Consider the following 14,933-nt stretch of genomic DNA (forward strand, 5'->3'; position numbering starts at 1 on the left):
CAGGGCGCGGCTCCACGCCTTCACGATGCGACTCCCGCGCTTTGCAGCATGGCCTGCAGCAGCACATTGCAGCCGGCTTCGAGGTGGTCGGGCTGCGCGTCCTCTATCTCGTTGTGGCTGATGCCGTCGAGGCAGGGCACGAAGATCATGGCCGTGGGGCACACGCGTGCGAGGTACACCGCGTCGTGGCCTGCCCCGCTGATCACGTTCATCCAGGTCATGCCCTGCGCCTGCGCGGCTTCGCGCACGGCCGACACCAGCTTTGGTGTGAAGGGCTGCGGCTGGAAATACACGACCTGCTCCGCCGACATCTCGACCTTGCCCTTCGTCGCGATGCGCTGCACGGCTTCTTTCAGTTCGGCGTCCATGGCCAGCAGCACCACGTCGTCGGCCGCGCGCAGGTCGACGCTGAGCTTCACGCGGCCCGGGATCACGTTGCGCGAGTTCGGGTAGTTGTCGATCCAGCCGACCGTGCCGCGCCCATGCGGCGCGTGGGCGAGCGCAATGCGGTTGACCTCGATCACGAGTTCGGAAGCGGCCAGCAGCGCGTCTTTGCGCAGCTCCATCGGCGTGGGGCCGGCATGGGCTTCCATGCCCTGCACCACCACGTTGTACCAGCGCTGGCCGAGAGCGCCCTCGACCACGCCGATCACGCGCTCGTTGGCTTCAAGCACCGGGCCCTGCTCGATGTGCGCCTCAAAGTACGCACCCACCGGCGATGTTGTTGCCGACGCGGGCGTGCTGCCCGCGTAGCCGATGGAAGCCAGCGCATCGGACACGCTGACGCCGTCGTTGTCGCACTGCACCAGTGCATGCTCGAGCGTGAACGCACCGGCGAACACGCCGGAGCCCATCATCACGGGCACGAAGCGCGAGCCCTCTTCGTTGGTCCATACCGCCACTTCGAGCGGCGCCTCGGTTTCGATCTTCGCGTCGTTCAGGCTTCGGATCACCTCGAGCCCCGCGAGCACGCCGTAGTTGCCGTCGAACTTGCCGCCGGTGGGCTGCGTGTCGATGTGGCTGCCGGTGGTGACGGGCGGCAGCGCGTTGTTGCGGCCGGCGCGGCGCGCGAAGATGTTGCCGATGGCGTCCACGCGGACTTCGCAGCCCGCCTCGCGCACCCAGCGCACGAACAGGTCGCGGCCCTGGCGGTCGAGGTCGGTCAGCGCGATGCGGCAGACGCCGCCTTTCTCGGTGGCGCCGAGTTGCGCCAGTTCCATCAGCGAGTTCCAGAGCCGCTGGCCGTCGATGCGGAGTTCAGTGTGTGAGTTCATGGCTTTGCGATAAAGATGAGTGTTGCGGGAAGCCTCAAGCAAGGCCCACGCCCAGATAGCGGTCTTTCACTTCATGGTCGGCCATGAAAGCTGCGTTGCCGGCCTCGTGCACGATCACGCCCTGCTCCACGATGTAGTGGCGGTCGGCCAGCTGCACGCAGACTTCGAGGTTCTGCTCGACCAGCAGGATGGCCACGCCGGCCGCCTTGATGGTCTTCAGCTGCGCGACGATCTCCTCGACGATCACCGGCGCCAGGCCCTCGACCGGCTCGTCGAGGATCAGCAGGCGCGGGTGGTTCATGAGCGCGCGGCCGATGGCCAGCATCTGCTGCTCGCCGCCCGAGAGCTGCCCGCCGCCATTGCGCCGCCGCTCCTTGAGGCGCGGAAAGATGCGGTAGATATCGGCCAGTTGCCAGGGCGATTCGCGCCGCAGGCCGAGCAGCAGGTTTTCTTCCACCGTCAGCAGCTTGAAGACGCCGCGGTGCTCGGGCACCAGGCACACGCCGCGCGTGGCGATACGGTGCGGCGGCATGCCCGCGATGTCGGCGCCCTGGAAGCGCACGCGCCCGCTCGTGGGCGTGACCGCGCCGGCAATGCTCTTGAGCGTGGTCGACTTGCCCGCGCCGTTGCGCCCCAACAGCGTGACGAGCTCGGCCTCGCCCACGGTCATCGAGATGCCCTGCAGCACGTGGCTCTTGCCGTAGTGCGCATGGAGCTTTTCGACTTCGAGGATGTTCTTCCCGCCGCTCATGCCTTGCCTCCGGTGATCATGTTGCCCAGATAGGCCGTGCGCACCCGCGCATCGGCGCGGATGTCGCCTGGCAGCCCCTCGGCGAGCACGCGGCCCAGCTGCATCACGGTCACGGTGTCGGAGATGTCCATCACGATGTTCATGTTGTGCTCGATCAACACCACGGTGTGCCGGTCGCGCAGGCTGCGAATGAGCTGCTTCATGTCGTCGAGGTCGTCGATACCCATGCCCGAGGTCGGCTCGTCGAGGAAGATGGCTTTCGGCTTGGCGGCCAGCGCCATGCCCACTTCGAGGCGGCGCTGCTGGCCATGCGAAAGCTCGCTGGCCGGCGTGTTCGCCAGCCGTTCGAGCCCGACGCGCTGCAGCACCTCGTCCACCGTCTGCGTGCAGGCCAGCTCGCCCACCGGCGCGCGCCAGCAGTTCATGGCCTGGCGCGGCGAAACACCCTGCGCAGCCACGCGCAGGTTCTCGCGAACCGAGAGGCTCAGGAACAGCGCAGTGACCTGGAACGAGCGCGCCATGCCGCGCTGCACGCGCCGATGGTCGGGCTCGCGCGTGACGTCGTGGCCGTCGAACAAAATGCGGCCGCCCGTGGTCGTGCCGGTGCCCGTAAGCATGTGGAACAGCGTGGTCTTGCCGGCGCCGTTGGGGCCGATCACCGAATGCACGGTGTTGCGCCTGATCTTCAGGTCGACCCCGCCGAGCGCGGCGAACTTGCCGTAATGCTTGGTGACGCCAATGGCTTCGATGAGAACGTCGCTCATGCCTTTTCTCCTTGCGCGGCAGGGGCGTTTGGAGCCGGTGGCGTCCGCCGGAAGATGCGCTTCCAGATGCCCTCGCCCAGCCCCCAGAGCCCGCGCTGCATGCCGATGCTCACGCCGATCAGCAGCAGGCCCAGCAGCAGCAGCCAGCGCGGCCACAGCGTGGAGAGCCAGTCGGCCAGCAGCACATAGAAGGCCGAGCCCAGCACCGAGGCAAACAGGTTGCCGGTGCCGCCGATCACGGTGATGACCAGGATCATCTCGCTCGTGTGGTACTCGGCGTTCGACAGCGGCGCAATGCCGGTCATCATGGCGTGCAGCCCGCCCGCAAGACCGGTGACGGCGCCCGAGATCATGAAGGCCAGCAGCTTGAAGCGCTTGAGGTCGTAGCCCACGGCGGCGGCCCGGTCCTCGTTGTCGCGAATGGCGAGCAGCGTGCGGCCGAAGATCGAATCGGTCACGCGCAGCAGCAAGCCGAAGGCGATCAGGAAGATCACCGCGACGAAGGCGTAGTACTTCCACGGCGTGTCCATGAAGCCGGGGCGCGGCACGTCGAGCAGGCCGTTGTCGCCGCCCGTGAGGTCGGTGGCGGTGTAAGCGATGAAATAGAACATCTGCGCGAAGGCCAGCGTGAGCATCACGAAGTAGGTGCCGCGCTGGCGGATGGCAACCCAGCCGACCACTGCCGCACCGATCGCACCCATGGCCATGGCCGCGAGCAATGCGAGAGGCATGGGCAGGTGCAGGCGCGTGAGCAAAATTGCGATGGTGTAGCTGCCCAGCCCGAAGAAGATGCCCTGCCCGAAAGACAGCAGCCCCGTGTAGCCCAGCAGCAGGTTGCAGCCCAGCGCTGCCAGCGCGTAGATGAGCACTTCGCTCGCGAGCGAACCTGAGCTCAGCACCAGCGGCAGGCCCAGCGCGGCAATCAGCGCCAGGAGGAATGTGATTTTTCTCGGCATGGCGTTGTTCATCCTTTGCGGCCGAGCAGGCCATGCGGGCGCAGCAGCAGCACGGCTGCCATCGCGATGTAGATCATCAAACTCGCCCCCGGCGGCCAGATGGTGCTCATGAGGCTTTGCACGATGCCGATCACCAGCCCGCCCACGAGCGCGCCGCCGAAGCTGCCGAGCCCGCCGATCACCACCACCACGAAGGCCACGCTCAGCGCCTCGACGCCCATGAAGGGCTCTGCGCCGCGAATAGGCGCGGCCAGCACGCCGGCCAGCGCGGCAGTGGCCGCGCCGAGCGCGAACACCAGGCTGAACACGCGGAACACGTTGATGCCGAGCAGCGAGACCATCTCGGTCGATTCGCTGCCCGCGCGCACCGCGCTGCCCAGGCGCGTGCCTTCGAGCACCCACCACAGCAGCACCGCGAGCACGGCGGTAAAGCCGATCACGAACAGCCGGTACTTGGGATAGACGAAGGCGCCCCACATGACCACGCCCTGCAACAGGTCGGGCGTGGCCACGCTGTTGCCCAGCGGGCCCCAGAACACGATCACGATTTCCTGCACCGCGAGCGCGAGGCCGACCGTCACGAGGATGTGGAATTCGTGCGCCTTGGCGTACACGCGGCGCAGCAGCAGCTTCTCGGCCAGCCAGCCGAGTGCGCCGACGGCGAGCGGCACCACGAGCAGCGCGACCCAGAAGTTCAGGCCCCACTGCATGGCCTGGTAGCACAGGTAGGCACCCAGCAGATAGAAAGCCCCGTGCGCGAAATTCACGAAGCGCAGCAGGCCGAACACGATGGACAAGCCAACGGCCAGCAGGAAATACAGCATGCCAATGCCGATTCCGTTGATGGTCTGGAGCAGGTAGACGGACATGGGCGCGTCGGTGTCCTTTGTGTGCTCAGGCCAGCTTGCAGCCGGTCTTGTCGACGGGCAGGAAGGACTTGCCGGAGCTGACCACGTCAACGTAGTCGGCGGCGTCCTTCATCTTCGACTTGGCCTTGCCCTTGAGCAGGTAGTAGTCCTTGATGACCTGGTGGTCGGCCTTGCGGATTTCTTCCGTGCCCGTGAGGCCGTCGAACTTCATGCCTTCGAGCGCGGCGATCACTGCCTTCTGGTCAACGGTGCCGGCCTTCACGATGCCGTCGATCAGGATCTTGGTGCAGACGTACGAGCCGGCGAGGCTGTAGTTGGGCACGATCTTGAGCTTGTCGGCGGTGCGCTTCACCAGGTCTTTGTTGAGCGTGGTGTCGGCCGTGTGCCAGTACTGCGCGCCGAAGTAGACGCCGTCGCACAGGTCGGCGCCCAGCTCGTCGAACTGCTCCAGCCCCGAGGCCCAGGCCATGAGGATCGTCATGTTCTTGTGCATGCCGAAGCTCACCGCCTGGCGCAGCGCGGCCGACGACTGCGCGCCGAAGTTCAGCAGCAGCAGAACGTCGGGCTTGGCGGCCATGGCGTTGGTGAGGTAGCCGCTGAACTCTTTCTCGTTGAGCGAGTGGTAGCTGTTGCCCACGTGTTCGATGCCCTTCTCCTGGAAGATGTTCTTGGCCGCACTCAGCAGGCCATCGCCGAACACGTACTGCGGCGTGATGGTGTACCAGCGCTTGGCCTTGGGCATCGAGGCGATCAGCGGGCGCACCGTCTGCTCGATGGCGCCGAAGGTGGGCACCGACCAGCGGAAGGTGGCGGGGTTGCAGTCCTTGCCGGTGATTTCATCGGCGCCGGCAGTGGTGATGAACAGGCCGCCGGCCTTCTCGGCCTCCTTGCCCATGGCCAGCGCTTCCGACGACAGGATGCCGCCCGCGAAGAACTTCGCGCCCTGCTGCTGCGAGGCTTCCTGCACCTTGCGCACCGCAGTGGCCGGCTTGCCTTCGGTGTCGAGCACCGTGTAGGCCAGCGGGCGCTTCAGCACGCTGCCGTACTGCTCGATGGCCAGCTTCATGCCCAGGTCGGCGAACTTGCCGTTGGCCGCGAACGCACCCGACATCGGGACCGGGCAGCCGAAACGGATCGCGTCCGCCGATTGGGCAAAGGCGGCGCGGCCGCCCAGGAGCGAAGCGGGGGCAGCCGACAGGGCGGCCAGCTGAAGAAGGTGTCTGCGTTGCATGAGTTCTCCGGTCGTGGTGGGAAGTAAGGAAAAGGTGGTGCCTGCGAGCGCTGGCGAATTTAAGCGGATAAATCGGATTAATATGCTGGTAAAAACCCTCTAGCAATCCTTGTGCCCAAAACCAGACCGCCTCTTCGCTTGACGCCGTTTAAGATCGCCCGCTGTTGCGCATCCCGCGCATCTCCCGATGGGTATGGAGCGTGTGAATGAGAGTGGGGCAGAACCGCCCGAAGCGGCAAAAGCTCTCGGACGTCATCGTCGAAGACGTCAAGCGCTGGATCGTGGCGGAGCGCAAGCAGCCCGGCGACCGGCTACCGAACGAGAAAGAACTGATCGAGCTTTTCGGCTATTCGAAGAGCACGGTGCGCGAGGCATTGAAGGCGCTGGAGGTGCGCGGCCTGGTCTCCATCCGCACCGGCCCCGGCGGCGGGGCGTATCTGCAGCAGGTGTCGGTGGACCATGCATCGGAGCCACTGCGCAACTTCCTGCACTTTCATCATCTCGACGGGCACCACATCTACCAGCTGCGCAAGGCGCTGGAGCCCGAGTTGGCCGTGAGCGTGGTGGGCAAGCTGACGCCCGAGCAGTTCGAGCAGCTCGAAGAAAACATCCGCCTGTGCACCATCGAGCCGACCAACGAAGACGAACTGCGCACGCAGCGCGAGGCCGAACTCGGCTTTCACACGATGCTGGCCGAGAGCTGCCCCAATCCGGTGCTCTCCTTCATGTGCCGTTTTCTCAACGACCTGCTGCGCGACCTCGTGGTCTACAAGAAGGCGCTGGACCATCACCACTTCGGCGAGGCCAACGTCGACTATCACACGCAGCTGCTGGCGGCCTACCGCAAGGAAGACGCCGATGAAGTGCGCCGGTTGATGGCCGAGCACATGGTCGATGCCGAGCAGCACATGCACGAGATGGAGGCGCACATCGGCGCCAAGCATCTGCTGCTGCCGAGCGGGCAGCGCTGACCTGCCTTACCGGTGCGCCTTCTCCAGGCACTCCTGAAACGCCAACACCGCCCGTGACGGCTTCGGCGAACGCCGCAGCAGGCTGACGAAGCGGCACGCATAGTTGAAACGCGCCGGCAGCACCGCCTTCATCAGCCCACGCTGTTCGAACACCTGCGCGTAGTGGTCGGGCAGAAAGCCCAGGAAGCGCCCCGAAAGAATCAGCGTCGCGATCGCCTCCTGGTCGAAGCCGGTGGCCTTGCGCGACAGCTTCGCGCGGTGGCTCAGCTCCATGTTCGGCGAGTGGTAGCCGAGCCCCGCGAAATGGTGCTCGCGCAGCTTGGCCCAGGTGAGCCTGGCGTGATCGGCGCCGAACAGCGGGTGCTTCGCGCCGCAATACAGCAGCATCGTCTCGTCGAACAGGTCGGCGTACACAAGGCTCTTGGAGCTGCGATGCGCCGGGATGATGCCGATCTGGAAATTGCCCTCCAGCACGCCCTGCTCTATGGCGTTGATCGAGCCCACGTGCAGCGCCAGGGTCACCTCGGGCGCGATCTCGGTGAAACGCGCGATGGCATCGCCGATGCGGGCCTTCGGGTTGGTCGCCGTCTTGTCGAACAGCGCCACGTCAAGTTGCCCGCCCATGCGGTTGTGGATGTCGTCGATACTGCCGCGGAAGGCGTCGACCGAGGCCAGCAGGCGCAGCGTCTCGTCGTACACGCGCTGCCCCTCGGCAGTGAGCGCAAAGCCGGCCCGCCCGCGCCGGCACAGCACGAGGCCCAGCCGCGTCTCCAGGTCTTTCACGTGGCGGCTCACGGTGGAAGTGCCGATGTTCAGCTCCAGTTCGGCGGCCGCCATGCCGCCGCAGTCGACCACGCTCTTGAACACCTTGAGCAGGCGCAGGTCCATGTCGCTGAGCTGCCCCAGAACGGCGCGGTTGCGGGCACTGTTTTGGGCACCGCTTCGGGCTTTGGCCTTTACTTGCATGAAGTGTCAAGTGAACATTGATATTGCGCCATTCTCCACACTGAAGGCTCTGCCAACAATCGGCACATCCCATCACCCCCGGAGCCCGCCCTGCGCGGGAAGCGCCATGACCCTCGCAACGCCCGCCATCGAACCGACGCCCACCGCGCGCACCGACGCCGCCTGGCTCGATGCGCACTGGATGCCCTACACCGGCAACCGCAACTTCAAGGCCGATCCGCGGATCATCGTGGAGGCCAAGGGTGCCTACTTCACCGACATCGACGGCCGCAAGATCTTCGACGGCCTCTCGGGCCTGTGGTGCTCGGGCCTTGGCCACGGCCGCCCCGAAATCACCGAGGCGGTGAGCCGCCAGATCGCCAAGCTCGACTACTCGCCCGCCTTCCAGTTCGGCCACCCGCTCTCCTTCGAGCTGGCCAACAAGATCAAGGAAATGACGCCCGCGGGCCTCGACTACGTGTTCTTCACCGGCTCGGGCTCCGAAGCAGCCGACACCTCGCTGAAGATGGCGCGCGCCTACTGGCGCACCAAGGGCCAGGCGAGCAAGACGCGCCTGATCGGCCGCGAGAAGGGCTACCACGGCGTCAACTACGGCGGCATCTCGGTCGGCGGCATTGCGGCCAACCGCAAGCTCTTCGGCCAGGGCGTCGAAGCCGACCACCTGCCGCACACGCAGCTCGCATCGAACGCCTTCACGCGCGGCATGGCCGAGAACGGCGCCGAGCTGGCCGACCGCCTGCTCGACCTGATCGCGCTGCACGACGCATCGAACATCGCGGCCGTGATCGTCGAACCCTTCGCTGGCTCGGCCGGCGTGGTGATTCCGCCCAAGGGCTACCTGAAGCGCCTGCGCGACATCTGCACGGCCAACAACATCCTGCTGATCTTCGACGAAGTGATCACCGGTTTCGGCCGCTGCGGCGCGCTCACCGGCGCAGAAGCCTTCGGCGTGACGCCCGACATCATGAACATCGCCAAGCAGGTGACCAACGGCGCGCAACCGATGGGCGCCGTGGTCGCCAGCAAAGAGATCTACGACACCTTCATGGCCGCCGGCGGCCCCGACTACATGCTCGAGTTCCCGCACGGCTACACCTACGGCGCACACCCCGTGGCCTGCGCCGCCGGCATCGCAGCGCTCGACGTGCTGCAGAAGGAAGACATGATCGGCCGCGTGCAGACGCTGGCGCCGCATTTCGAGAACGCCGTGCACAGCCTGAAGGGCAGCAAGCACGTGACCGACATCCGCAACTACGGCCTCGCAGCCGGCATCACGATCGCCGCGCTGCCGGGCGAGCCTGCACGCCGTCCGTACGAGATCGCGATGAACTGCTGGAAGAAGGGCTTCTACGTGCGCTACGGCGGCGACACCATCCAGCTCGCCCCGCCCTTCATCGCTGAGAAGGCCGAGATCGACCGCATGGTCAACGCACTGGCCGACGCACTGGCCGAGACGGCCTGAGCCTGCTTCGGCTCCCGGCCTGATCGGAGGCCGGGTCCTACAGGCGGCATGCCGGCCGCCTTCCAATAATCGGCGGCATGACGGTACTGAGCAGCGACATCCCCGCCCGCCTGGACCGCCTGCCGTGGTCGCGCTGGCACTGGCGCGTGGTGATCGCGCTGGGCGTGGCCTGGGTGCTCGACGGGCTCGAAGTCACTCTGGTCGGCTCCATCGGCGCGGTGCTGGAGCGGCCCGACACGCTGGGGCTCACGGCCGGCGAGATCGGGCTGTCGGGCTCGGTGTACGTGGCGGGTGCGGTGCTCGGCGCCCTGCTCTTCGGCCGACTCACCGACCGGCTCGGGCGCAAGAAGCTCTTTCTCATCACGCTGGTGGTCTACACGGTCGGCACGCTGGCCACGGCGTTTTCTCCCAACTTTGCTTTCTTCGCGCTGTGCCGCTTCGTCACGGGGCTTGGCATCGGCGGCGAGTACGCGGCCATCAACTCGGCCATCGACGAACTGATTCCGGCGCGCGTGCGCGGGCGCGTCAACCTCGCGATCAACGGCAGCTTCTGGATAGGCGCGGCGCTGGGCGCGGCACTCAGCCTGGTGCTGCTCGACGCGCGCGTGATCGGCCCGGTGTGGGGCTGGCGCGCGGGCTTCGCGCTGGGCGCGGTGCTGGCGGTAGCTATCTTGCTGGTGCGGCGCGACGTGCCCGAGAGCCCGCGCTGGCTCATTGCACACGGACGCGCCGACGAGGCAAAACGCATCGTCGACCAGATCGAAGCGGAGATCGAGACCCAGCACGGCCCACTGCCCGCACCGCAAGGCCTTGTCGTGAACTACACGGCCGCACGCGCCAACAGCCCGTCGATGCGCGAAGTGGCGCGCGTGCTGCTCAGGCGCTACCCGCAGCGCAGCATGGTCGCGCTGGCGCTGATGATCTCGCAGGCCTTCTTCTACAACGCGATCTTCTTCACCTACGCGCTGGTGCTCACCCGCTTCTACGGCGTGCCCGAAGGCAGCGTGGCGCTCTACATCTTTCCGTTTGCCCTGGGCAACGTGCTCGGGCCGCTGCTGCTGGGCCCGCTGTTCGACAGCGTGGGCCGGCGCCGGATGATTGCGCTGACGTACGTACTCGCAGGCGTCGGCCTCGCGCTCACGGGCTGGGCTTTCATGATGGGCTGGCTCGACGCGCGCAGTCAGGCGTTGTGCTGGTCGGCGGTGTTCTTCCTGGCGTCGGCGGCGGCGAGCTCGGCGTACCTCACGGTGAGCGAGGTGTTTCCGCTGGAGATGCGGGCCATGGCCATCGCGATCTTCTACGCGGTCGGCATGGGTGCGGGCGGCTTCGCTGCGCCGCTGCTGTTCGGCCTGCTGATCGAAACCGGCAGCCGGGGCGCGGTGATGGTGGGCTACGGCATCGGCGCGGTGCTGGTCATCGTCGCGGGGCTGCTGGCCTTGCGCTATGCGGCCGATGCTGAGCGCAAGCCGCTGGAGGAAGTGGCGCCGCCGCTGTCTTCCGAAGCCGGCGGCGAACGCTGACCGTCTCTACAGCGCGCAGGTTCTGAAACCGAAGAAGCCGTCGTCACGCTCGGGCAACGCAAAGCCGCGGCGTCGCGGAGAGCGAAGACGCGCACGCGTCGCGAACGAAGCCCCGCGCAGCACGCGCGCCCGGCCGAAAGCAGCCGCAGGATCGAACTCTCCCCCCGCGCTCCACGGATCGGCCCGATACCCGGGCCACGGCTGCAGCGTGCCCGCCGTCCATTCATGCACGTCGGCCCAGCGGAAGCCACGCCGCGCGGCCGTGTGCGCGGCGATCTCCCATTCGACTTCGGTCGCGATGCGCCGTCCGGCCCAGCGCGCCCAGGCGTCGGCCTCCCACCAGCTCAGGTGCACGGCGCTGTGATGGCCTGCCGCACGCACGGTCACGCCAAAGCGCTGCTGCAGCACCGAACCGCCCGTGCCGTTGCGCGCCGCGCCGATCTGCTCGACATGGCGCGGCCCGCGCCGGCCTTCGATCTGCGCCCCGAGCCAGCGCCAGCCTTCGCCATGCCACAGCTCCTCGCGGTCGTAGCCGCCGTCGTCGACGAATTCGATGTACTGGTTCCAGGTGACGGGCTGCGCGTCGATCTCGAACTCGGGCACGTCGACCCGGTGCGCCGCGCGCTCCTGCGCAAAGGCGAAGCCGCCCTCGGGCATGCCCAGCTCCCAGCGCGTGGCCGGCAGCAGCAGCGGCTCGCGCGTGACGGCGATGGGCGCCTGCTCGACGCCCAGCGGCAGCCCCAGCGTCTGCGCCATTACCACGAACTGCTCGCCGCGCAGGTCTTCGTGGAACAGCGCGAGGCGGTAGAAGTACAGGCCGGCATCGGTCTCGGCCGCGTTCTCGAGCAGTTCGAGCGTGCTCTCCAGCGTTTCGAGCAGGTAGGCCTTGGTCTGGGCAAGGTCCGGCAGGTCGGGCGACCAGCGGCGGCCCGGTGTGCTCTGCGACGGGTTCCACCAGTCGTCGGCGCCGGGGTCGATGGGCGCCAGGCGCGTGGGCCGCACCGGGCAGTCGACGCCGAAGGCGCGCTGCGTGTTGCGCCCGATCCACCATTCGGCGAACCAACCGATGTGGCCGGCCAGCCAGACCGGCGGCACCACGCCCTCTTCCTCAGGCACGGGCGGCACGGCAAGCGCCTCGGCGCCCAGGGCCTCCTCGTAGAGCGACAGCAGGTGCAGCGTGTGGTTGCGCGCGTCGATCAGCGCCAGGGACAACAGCTCGCGGCCCGCGCGGCACATGTCGGGCGAATCGATCGAATGGGGCAGGCCCATGGCGCCCGAAGGCGTCGAAGGCGGCAGGCGCGAAGACATGGACGATTATGGCGACCAGGGCCGCCTCCCACGCCCCGGACAAGACCCGGATTCCGGGTAAACCCCGCCCCTCATGCCAAGTAGATACAAAGGTTCAACGGGGTAACATCTCGGGCTTTGCGCAGCTCCCACCAGGAGCCGGCGTTTCACCTTGGGCTTCGCGGGAGACACCCCCTTGTCTGCATTCCTCAAATTCGCGACCGGCATGGACTGGATCAGCGAAAAATTCGGCAAAATCGCCGGCTACGCCGTCCTGGCGGCCTCGCTCATTTCGGCGGCCAACGCCCTCGTCCGCTACGGCTTCGACTTCAGCAACAACGCGTTCCTCGAGATCCAGTGGTACCTGTTCGCCGCCACCGTGATGCTCGGCGCGCCCGTGGTGCTTCGCTTCAACGAGCATGTGCGCGTGGACATCATCTACGGCAAGCTCAAGGGCCACGGGCCGGTGTACGTCGACCTGTTCGGCCTGACCTTCTTCCTGCTGCCGGTGATGGCCCTCTTCACCTACGTCACCTGGCCCATGTTCTGGAACATGTGGGTCACGGGCGAGATGTCGGGCAACATCGGCGGCCTGATCCGCTGGCCCGCCGCGCTGCTGATGCCCGTGGGCTTTGCCGCGATGTTCCTGCAGGGCGTTGCCGAAATCATCAAGCGCATTGCCTACCTGCGCGGCCTGATCGAGATGGACACGCACTACGAGAAGCCGGTGCAGTGACGGGCGCTTTTCGCATCCCCGCGCCCCTTCTGGCCTAGCCCTCTCCCGCACCGCAGGATAAGTAGAAATGCACATGGAAAATTTCGCCCCGATCATGTTCGCGGGGCTCGTGGTGATCATGCTGATCGGGTTCCCGGTCGCGTTCTCGCTCTCGGCCCTCGGCCTGATCTGCGGCTTCTTCGCCATCGAGATGGGCTGGTTCCCGGCCGGCTTCATGGCCAACCTGCCGCTGAACGTGTTCGGCATCCTGTCGAACGAGACGCTGCTCGCGATCCCGTTCTTCACATTGATGGGAGCCGTACTGGAGAAATGCGGATTAGCGGAGGACATGCTCGACTCGATGGGCCAGCTCTTCGGCCCTATCCGCGGCGGCCTCGGCTACTCGGTGATCATCGTGGGCTTCATCCTCGGCGCCATCACCGGCACGGTGGCCGGCCAGGTGATTGCAATGGCGATGATCTCGCTGCCGATCATGATGCGCTACGGCTACGACATGCGCTACTCGACCGGCGTGCTCGCCGCGTCGGGCACCATCACCCAGCTGGTGCCACCTTCGCTGGTGCTGATCGTCATGGCCGACCAGCTCGGCACCGACGTGGGCCAGATGTACAAGGGCGCCTGGGGTCCGTCGATCCTGCAGGTCATCATCTTCGCGATCTACACCTTCATGGTCGGGCGGCTGCGCCCGCACTACGTGCCGGGCCTGCCGGCCAGCGCGCGTACGCTGAACGGCTGGGCGCTGTGGGGCAAGTGCCTGCGCGGCATCATCCCCTCAGCCATCCTGATTTTTGCGGTGCTCGGCTCGATGGGCGGCCTGCCCTTCATGGACAAGGCCATCGCCACGCCGACCGAAGCCGGCGCGATGGGCGCGGTGGGCTCTCTCATCCTCGCGCTGATCCATCGCCGCCTGAACTGGCAGCTGATGAAGGACGCGATGGAAGGCACCATGCGCCTGACGGCGATGGTGGTGTTCATCCTCATCGGCTCGCGCGTGTTCTCGCTGGTATTCCAGGGCGTCGACGGCGCCAAGTGGATCGAGCACATGCTCTCGGGCCTGCCGGGCGGCCAGGTGGGCTTCCTGATCGCGGTGAACATCTTCGTGTTCTTCCTCGCGTTCTTCCTCGACTTCTTCGAGATCGCCTTCATCATCCTGCCGCTGCTGGGCCCCGTGGCCCACAAGCTGGGCATCGACATGGTGTGGTTCGGCGTGCTGCTGTGCGTGAACATGCAGACCTCGTTCATGCACCCACCGTTCGGCTTTGCGCTGTTCTATTTGCGGGGCATCGCGGACACCCTCTTCAAGAACGGGGCGCTACCCAAGAAGGTGGAGTCGCGCGACATCTACCTGGGCGCCGTGCCGTGGGTGCTGATGCAGCTGCTGCTGGTGGCCATCGTGATCTTCTTCCCGCAGACCGTCACCGTATTCCTCGAGAAGGAAAAGGTCGTCGACATCGACAAGGTCAACCTCGACATGCCTGCCGACGCCGAGCCGCCGCCCGCGCCCGACAGCAATGGCGTGAACATGGAAGACCCGTTCGGCAACGAGAAGAAGACGCCGGAAGAAACACCGGCGGCGCCGCCGGCTTCCGGCGAAGCCACCAAGCCGTGAGCGACGACGGCGGCAGCACCCCCCCGCTCGAAAGCCCCGCCTTCCCTGCGCTGCTGCGCACGCTGGCGGTGGTGCTGGTGGTCGATCTCTTCGCCTTCGCGATCTGGAGCCTGCCCTCGCTGCGCAGCACCGCGTGGTCCACGAGCGCCCTCGTGGTGTTCGGCATTGCGGCGCTGTGCGTGGTGTGGGTCGGCTACTGGATCGTCTACAGCCGCACCCGGCTCGAAGGCGACGTGCTGATCCAGACCTGGCTCTGGAACAAGCGCGTGAGCGCGCAGGAAGTGGCCCAGCTCAAGCTGGTGCACATCCGCATGCTCGAACGCGTGATCGCGCCACGGCTGCTGGTGCGGCGGCGCTACGGCGGCATGACGTGGTTCCACTCGGCCGATGCGAGCGTGCTCGTGGCCTTCGGCGAACAGGTGGCGAAGCGCTCCATTCCACCGAAGCCGGACGCACCTGAAGCCGAGACCGGGTCGACGAAATAAAAAAAGCCCCGCTGGTTCCAGCGGGGCTTTTTGCATGCAGTGCGCGAGGCGC

Annotated in this window: 14 protein-coding genes; 6 read left to right on the forward strand and 8 right to left on the reverse strand. The window is 66.6% G+C overall.

What is annotated here, in order from left to right; all coding sequences use genetic code 11:
* Positions 1 to 20 precede the first annotated feature (20 nt).
* From ACSFCA_RS03915 to ACSFCA_RS03940, 6 genes are read right to left on the reverse strand one after another with little or no spacing between them, the layout of a single operon-like run.
* Positions 21 to 1,274 carry a Zn-dependent hydrolase gene (locus tag ACSFCA_RS03915; protein ID WP_435458699.1) on the reverse strand — a complete coding sequence of 418 codons (1,254 nt, stop codon included), beginning with the start codon at positions 1,272 to 1,274 and terminating at the stop codon, positions 21 to 23.
* Between the two features lie 34 nt (positions 1,275 to 1,308).
* On the reverse strand, positions 1,309 to 2,025 hold the full coding sequence (locus ACSFCA_RS03920) for an ABC transporter ATP-binding protein (RefSeq protein ID WP_435458700.1): 717 nt from the start codon (positions 2,023 to 2,025) through the stop codon (positions 1,309 to 1,311).
* Entirely contained in the window at positions 2,022 to 2,789 is a 768-nt protein-coding gene (locus ACSFCA_RS03925) for an ABC transporter ATP-binding protein (protein ID WP_435458701.1), read from the reverse strand. Before ACSFCA_RS03925 ends, ACSFCA_RS03920 begins: the two co-directional genes overlap by 4 nt.
* Entirely contained in the window at positions 2,786 to 3,745 is a 960-nt protein-coding gene (locus ACSFCA_RS03930) for a branched-chain amino acid ABC transporter permease (protein ID WP_093076048.1), read from the reverse strand. The genes ACSFCA_RS03925 and ACSFCA_RS03930 overlap by 4 nt, the downstream gene beginning before the upstream one ends.
* 8 nt (positions 3,746 to 3,753) lie before the next feature.
* Positions 3,754 to 4,614 carry a branched-chain amino acid ABC transporter permease gene (locus tag ACSFCA_RS03935; protein WP_093050009.1) on the reverse strand — a complete coding sequence of 287 codons (861 nt, stop codon included), beginning with the start codon at positions 4,612 to 4,614 and terminating at the stop codon, positions 3,754 to 3,756.
* A gap of 25 nt (positions 4,615 to 4,639) precedes the next feature.
* The gene (locus tag ACSFCA_RS03940; RefSeq protein ID WP_093050006.1) at positions 4,640 to 5,845 is read right to left on the reverse strand and encodes an ABC transporter substrate-binding protein; all 1,206 of its coding nucleotides are present in this window, start codon (positions 5,843 to 5,845) and stop codon (positions 4,640 to 4,642) included.
* A 206-nt stretch (positions 5,846 to 6,051) separates the two neighbouring features.
* On the opposite strand from ACSFCA_RS03940, the gene ACSFCA_RS03945 reads away from it, so the two are divergent.
* Entirely contained in the window at positions 6,052 to 6,816 is a 765-nt protein-coding gene (locus ACSFCA_RS03945; RefSeq protein WP_435458702.1) for a FadR/GntR family transcriptional regulator, read from the forward strand.
* A 6-nt stretch (positions 6,817 to 6,822) separates the two neighbouring features.
* On the opposite strand, the gene ACSFCA_RS03950 is transcribed toward ACSFCA_RS03945, so the two are convergent.
* Positions 6,823 to 7,782 (reverse strand): LysR family transcriptional regulator, encoded by a 960-nt coding sequence (locus tag ACSFCA_RS03950; protein WP_435458703.1) that lies wholly within the window; start codon positions 7,780 to 7,782, stop codon positions 6,823 to 6,825.
* A gap of 106 nt (positions 7,783 to 7,888) precedes the next feature.
* On the opposite strand from ACSFCA_RS03950, the gene aptA reads away from it, so the two are divergent.
* Both aptA and ACSFCA_RS03960 read left to right on the forward strand, forming a co-directional pair.
* Positions 7,889 to 9,244, forward strand: a complete 1,356-nt coding sequence (gene aptA / locus ACSFCA_RS03955; RefSeq protein ID WP_435458704.1) for an omega-aminotransferase AptA — start codon at positions 7,889 to 7,891, stop codon at positions 9,242 to 9,244.
* A gap of 77 nt (positions 9,245 to 9,321) precedes the next feature.
* A complete protein-coding gene (locus ACSFCA_RS03960) occupies positions 9,322 to 10,764 on the forward strand; it encodes an MFS transporter (RefSeq protein ID WP_435458705.1) in 1,443 nt (480 codons plus the stop codon).
* Between the two features lie 6 nt (positions 10,765 to 10,770).
* On the opposite strand, the gene ACSFCA_RS03965 is transcribed toward ACSFCA_RS03960, so the two are convergent.
* Complete coding sequence (locus ACSFCA_RS03965) at positions 10,771 to 12,072, reverse strand: SUMF1/EgtB/PvdO family nonheme iron enzyme (RefSeq protein ID WP_258350547.1); 1,302 nt, start codon at positions 12,070 to 12,072, stop codon at positions 10,771 to 10,773.
* Between the two features lie 175 nt (positions 12,073 to 12,247).
* Here ACSFCA_RS03965 and ACSFCA_RS03970 point away from each other — a divergent pair, with 175 nt between their 5' ends.
* From ACSFCA_RS03970 to ACSFCA_RS03980, 3 genes are all read left to right on the forward strand, one after another.
* Positions 12,248 to 12,787: a TRAP transporter small permease subunit gene (locus ACSFCA_RS03970; protein WP_435458706.1), complete on the forward strand. Its 540-nt coding sequence runs from the start codon at positions 12,248 to 12,250 to the stop codon at positions 12,785 to 12,787.
* A 67-nt stretch (positions 12,788 to 12,854) separates the two neighbouring features.
* Entirely contained in the window at positions 12,855 to 14,396 is a 1,542-nt protein-coding gene (locus tag ACSFCA_RS03975) for a TRAP transporter large permease (RefSeq protein ID WP_093049984.1), read from the forward strand.
* On the forward strand, positions 14,393 to 14,881 hold the full coding sequence (locus ACSFCA_RS03980) for a hypothetical protein (RefSeq protein WP_435458707.1): 489 nt from the start codon (positions 14,393 to 14,395) through the stop codon (positions 14,879 to 14,881). Before ACSFCA_RS03975 ends, ACSFCA_RS03980 begins: the two co-directional genes overlap by 4 nt.
* Positions 14,882 to 14,933 lie beyond the last annotated feature (52 nt).

The sequence above is a fragment of the Variovorax multivorans genome (assembly GCF_051216835.1).
GTDB lineage: Bacteria > Pseudomonadota > Gammaproteobacteria > Burkholderiales > Burkholderiaceae_C > Variovorax.

Excerpts from the sequence above, each read along its gene's own strand:
- ACSFCA_RS03915 (WP_435458699.1), bottom strand. The coding sequence starts at position 1,274 with ATGAACTCACACACTGAACTCCGCATCGACGGCCAGCGGCTCTGGAAC.
- ACSFCA_RS03920 (WP_435458700.1), bottom strand. The coding sequence starts at position 2,025 with ATGAGCGGCGGGAAGAACATCCTCGAAGTCGAAAAGCTCCATGCGCAC.
- ACSFCA_RS03925 (WP_435458701.1), bottom strand. The coding sequence starts at position 2,789 with ATGAGCGACGTTCTCATCGAAGCCATTGGCGTCACCAAGCATTACGGC.
- ACSFCA_RS03930 (WP_093076048.1), bottom strand. The coding sequence starts at position 3,745 with ATGCCGAGAAAAATCACATTCCTCCTGGCGCTGATTGCCGCGCTGGGC.
- ACSFCA_RS03935 (WP_093050009.1), bottom strand. The coding sequence starts at position 4,614 with ATGTCCGTCTACCTGCTCCAGACCATCAACGGAATCGGCATTGGCATG.
- ACSFCA_RS03940 (WP_093050006.1), bottom strand. The coding sequence starts at position 5,845 with ATGCAACGCAGACACCTTCTTCAGCTGGCCGCCCTGTCGGCTGCCCCC.
- ACSFCA_RS03945 (WP_435458702.1), top strand. The coding sequence starts at position 6,052 with ATGAGAGTGGGGCAGAACCGCCCGAAGCGGCAAAAGCTCTCGGACGTC.
- ACSFCA_RS03950 (WP_435458703.1), bottom strand. The coding sequence starts at position 7,782 with ATGCAAGTAAAGGCCAAAGCCCGAAGCGGTGCCCAAAACAGTGCCCGC.
- aptA (WP_435458704.1), top strand. The coding sequence starts at position 7,889 with ATGACCCTCGCAACGCCCGCCATCGAACCGACGCCCACCGCGCGCACC.
- ACSFCA_RS03960 (WP_435458705.1), top strand. The coding sequence starts at position 9,322 with ATGACGGTACTGAGCAGCGACATCCCCGCCCGCCTGGACCGCCTGCCG.
- ACSFCA_RS03965 (WP_258350547.1), bottom strand. The coding sequence starts at position 12,072 with ATGTCTTCGCGCCTGCCGCCTTCGACGCCTTCGGGCGCCATGGGCCTG.
- ACSFCA_RS03975 (WP_093049984.1), top strand. The coding sequence starts at position 12,855 with ATGCACATGGAAAATTTCGCCCCGATCATGTTCGCGGGGCTCGTGGTG.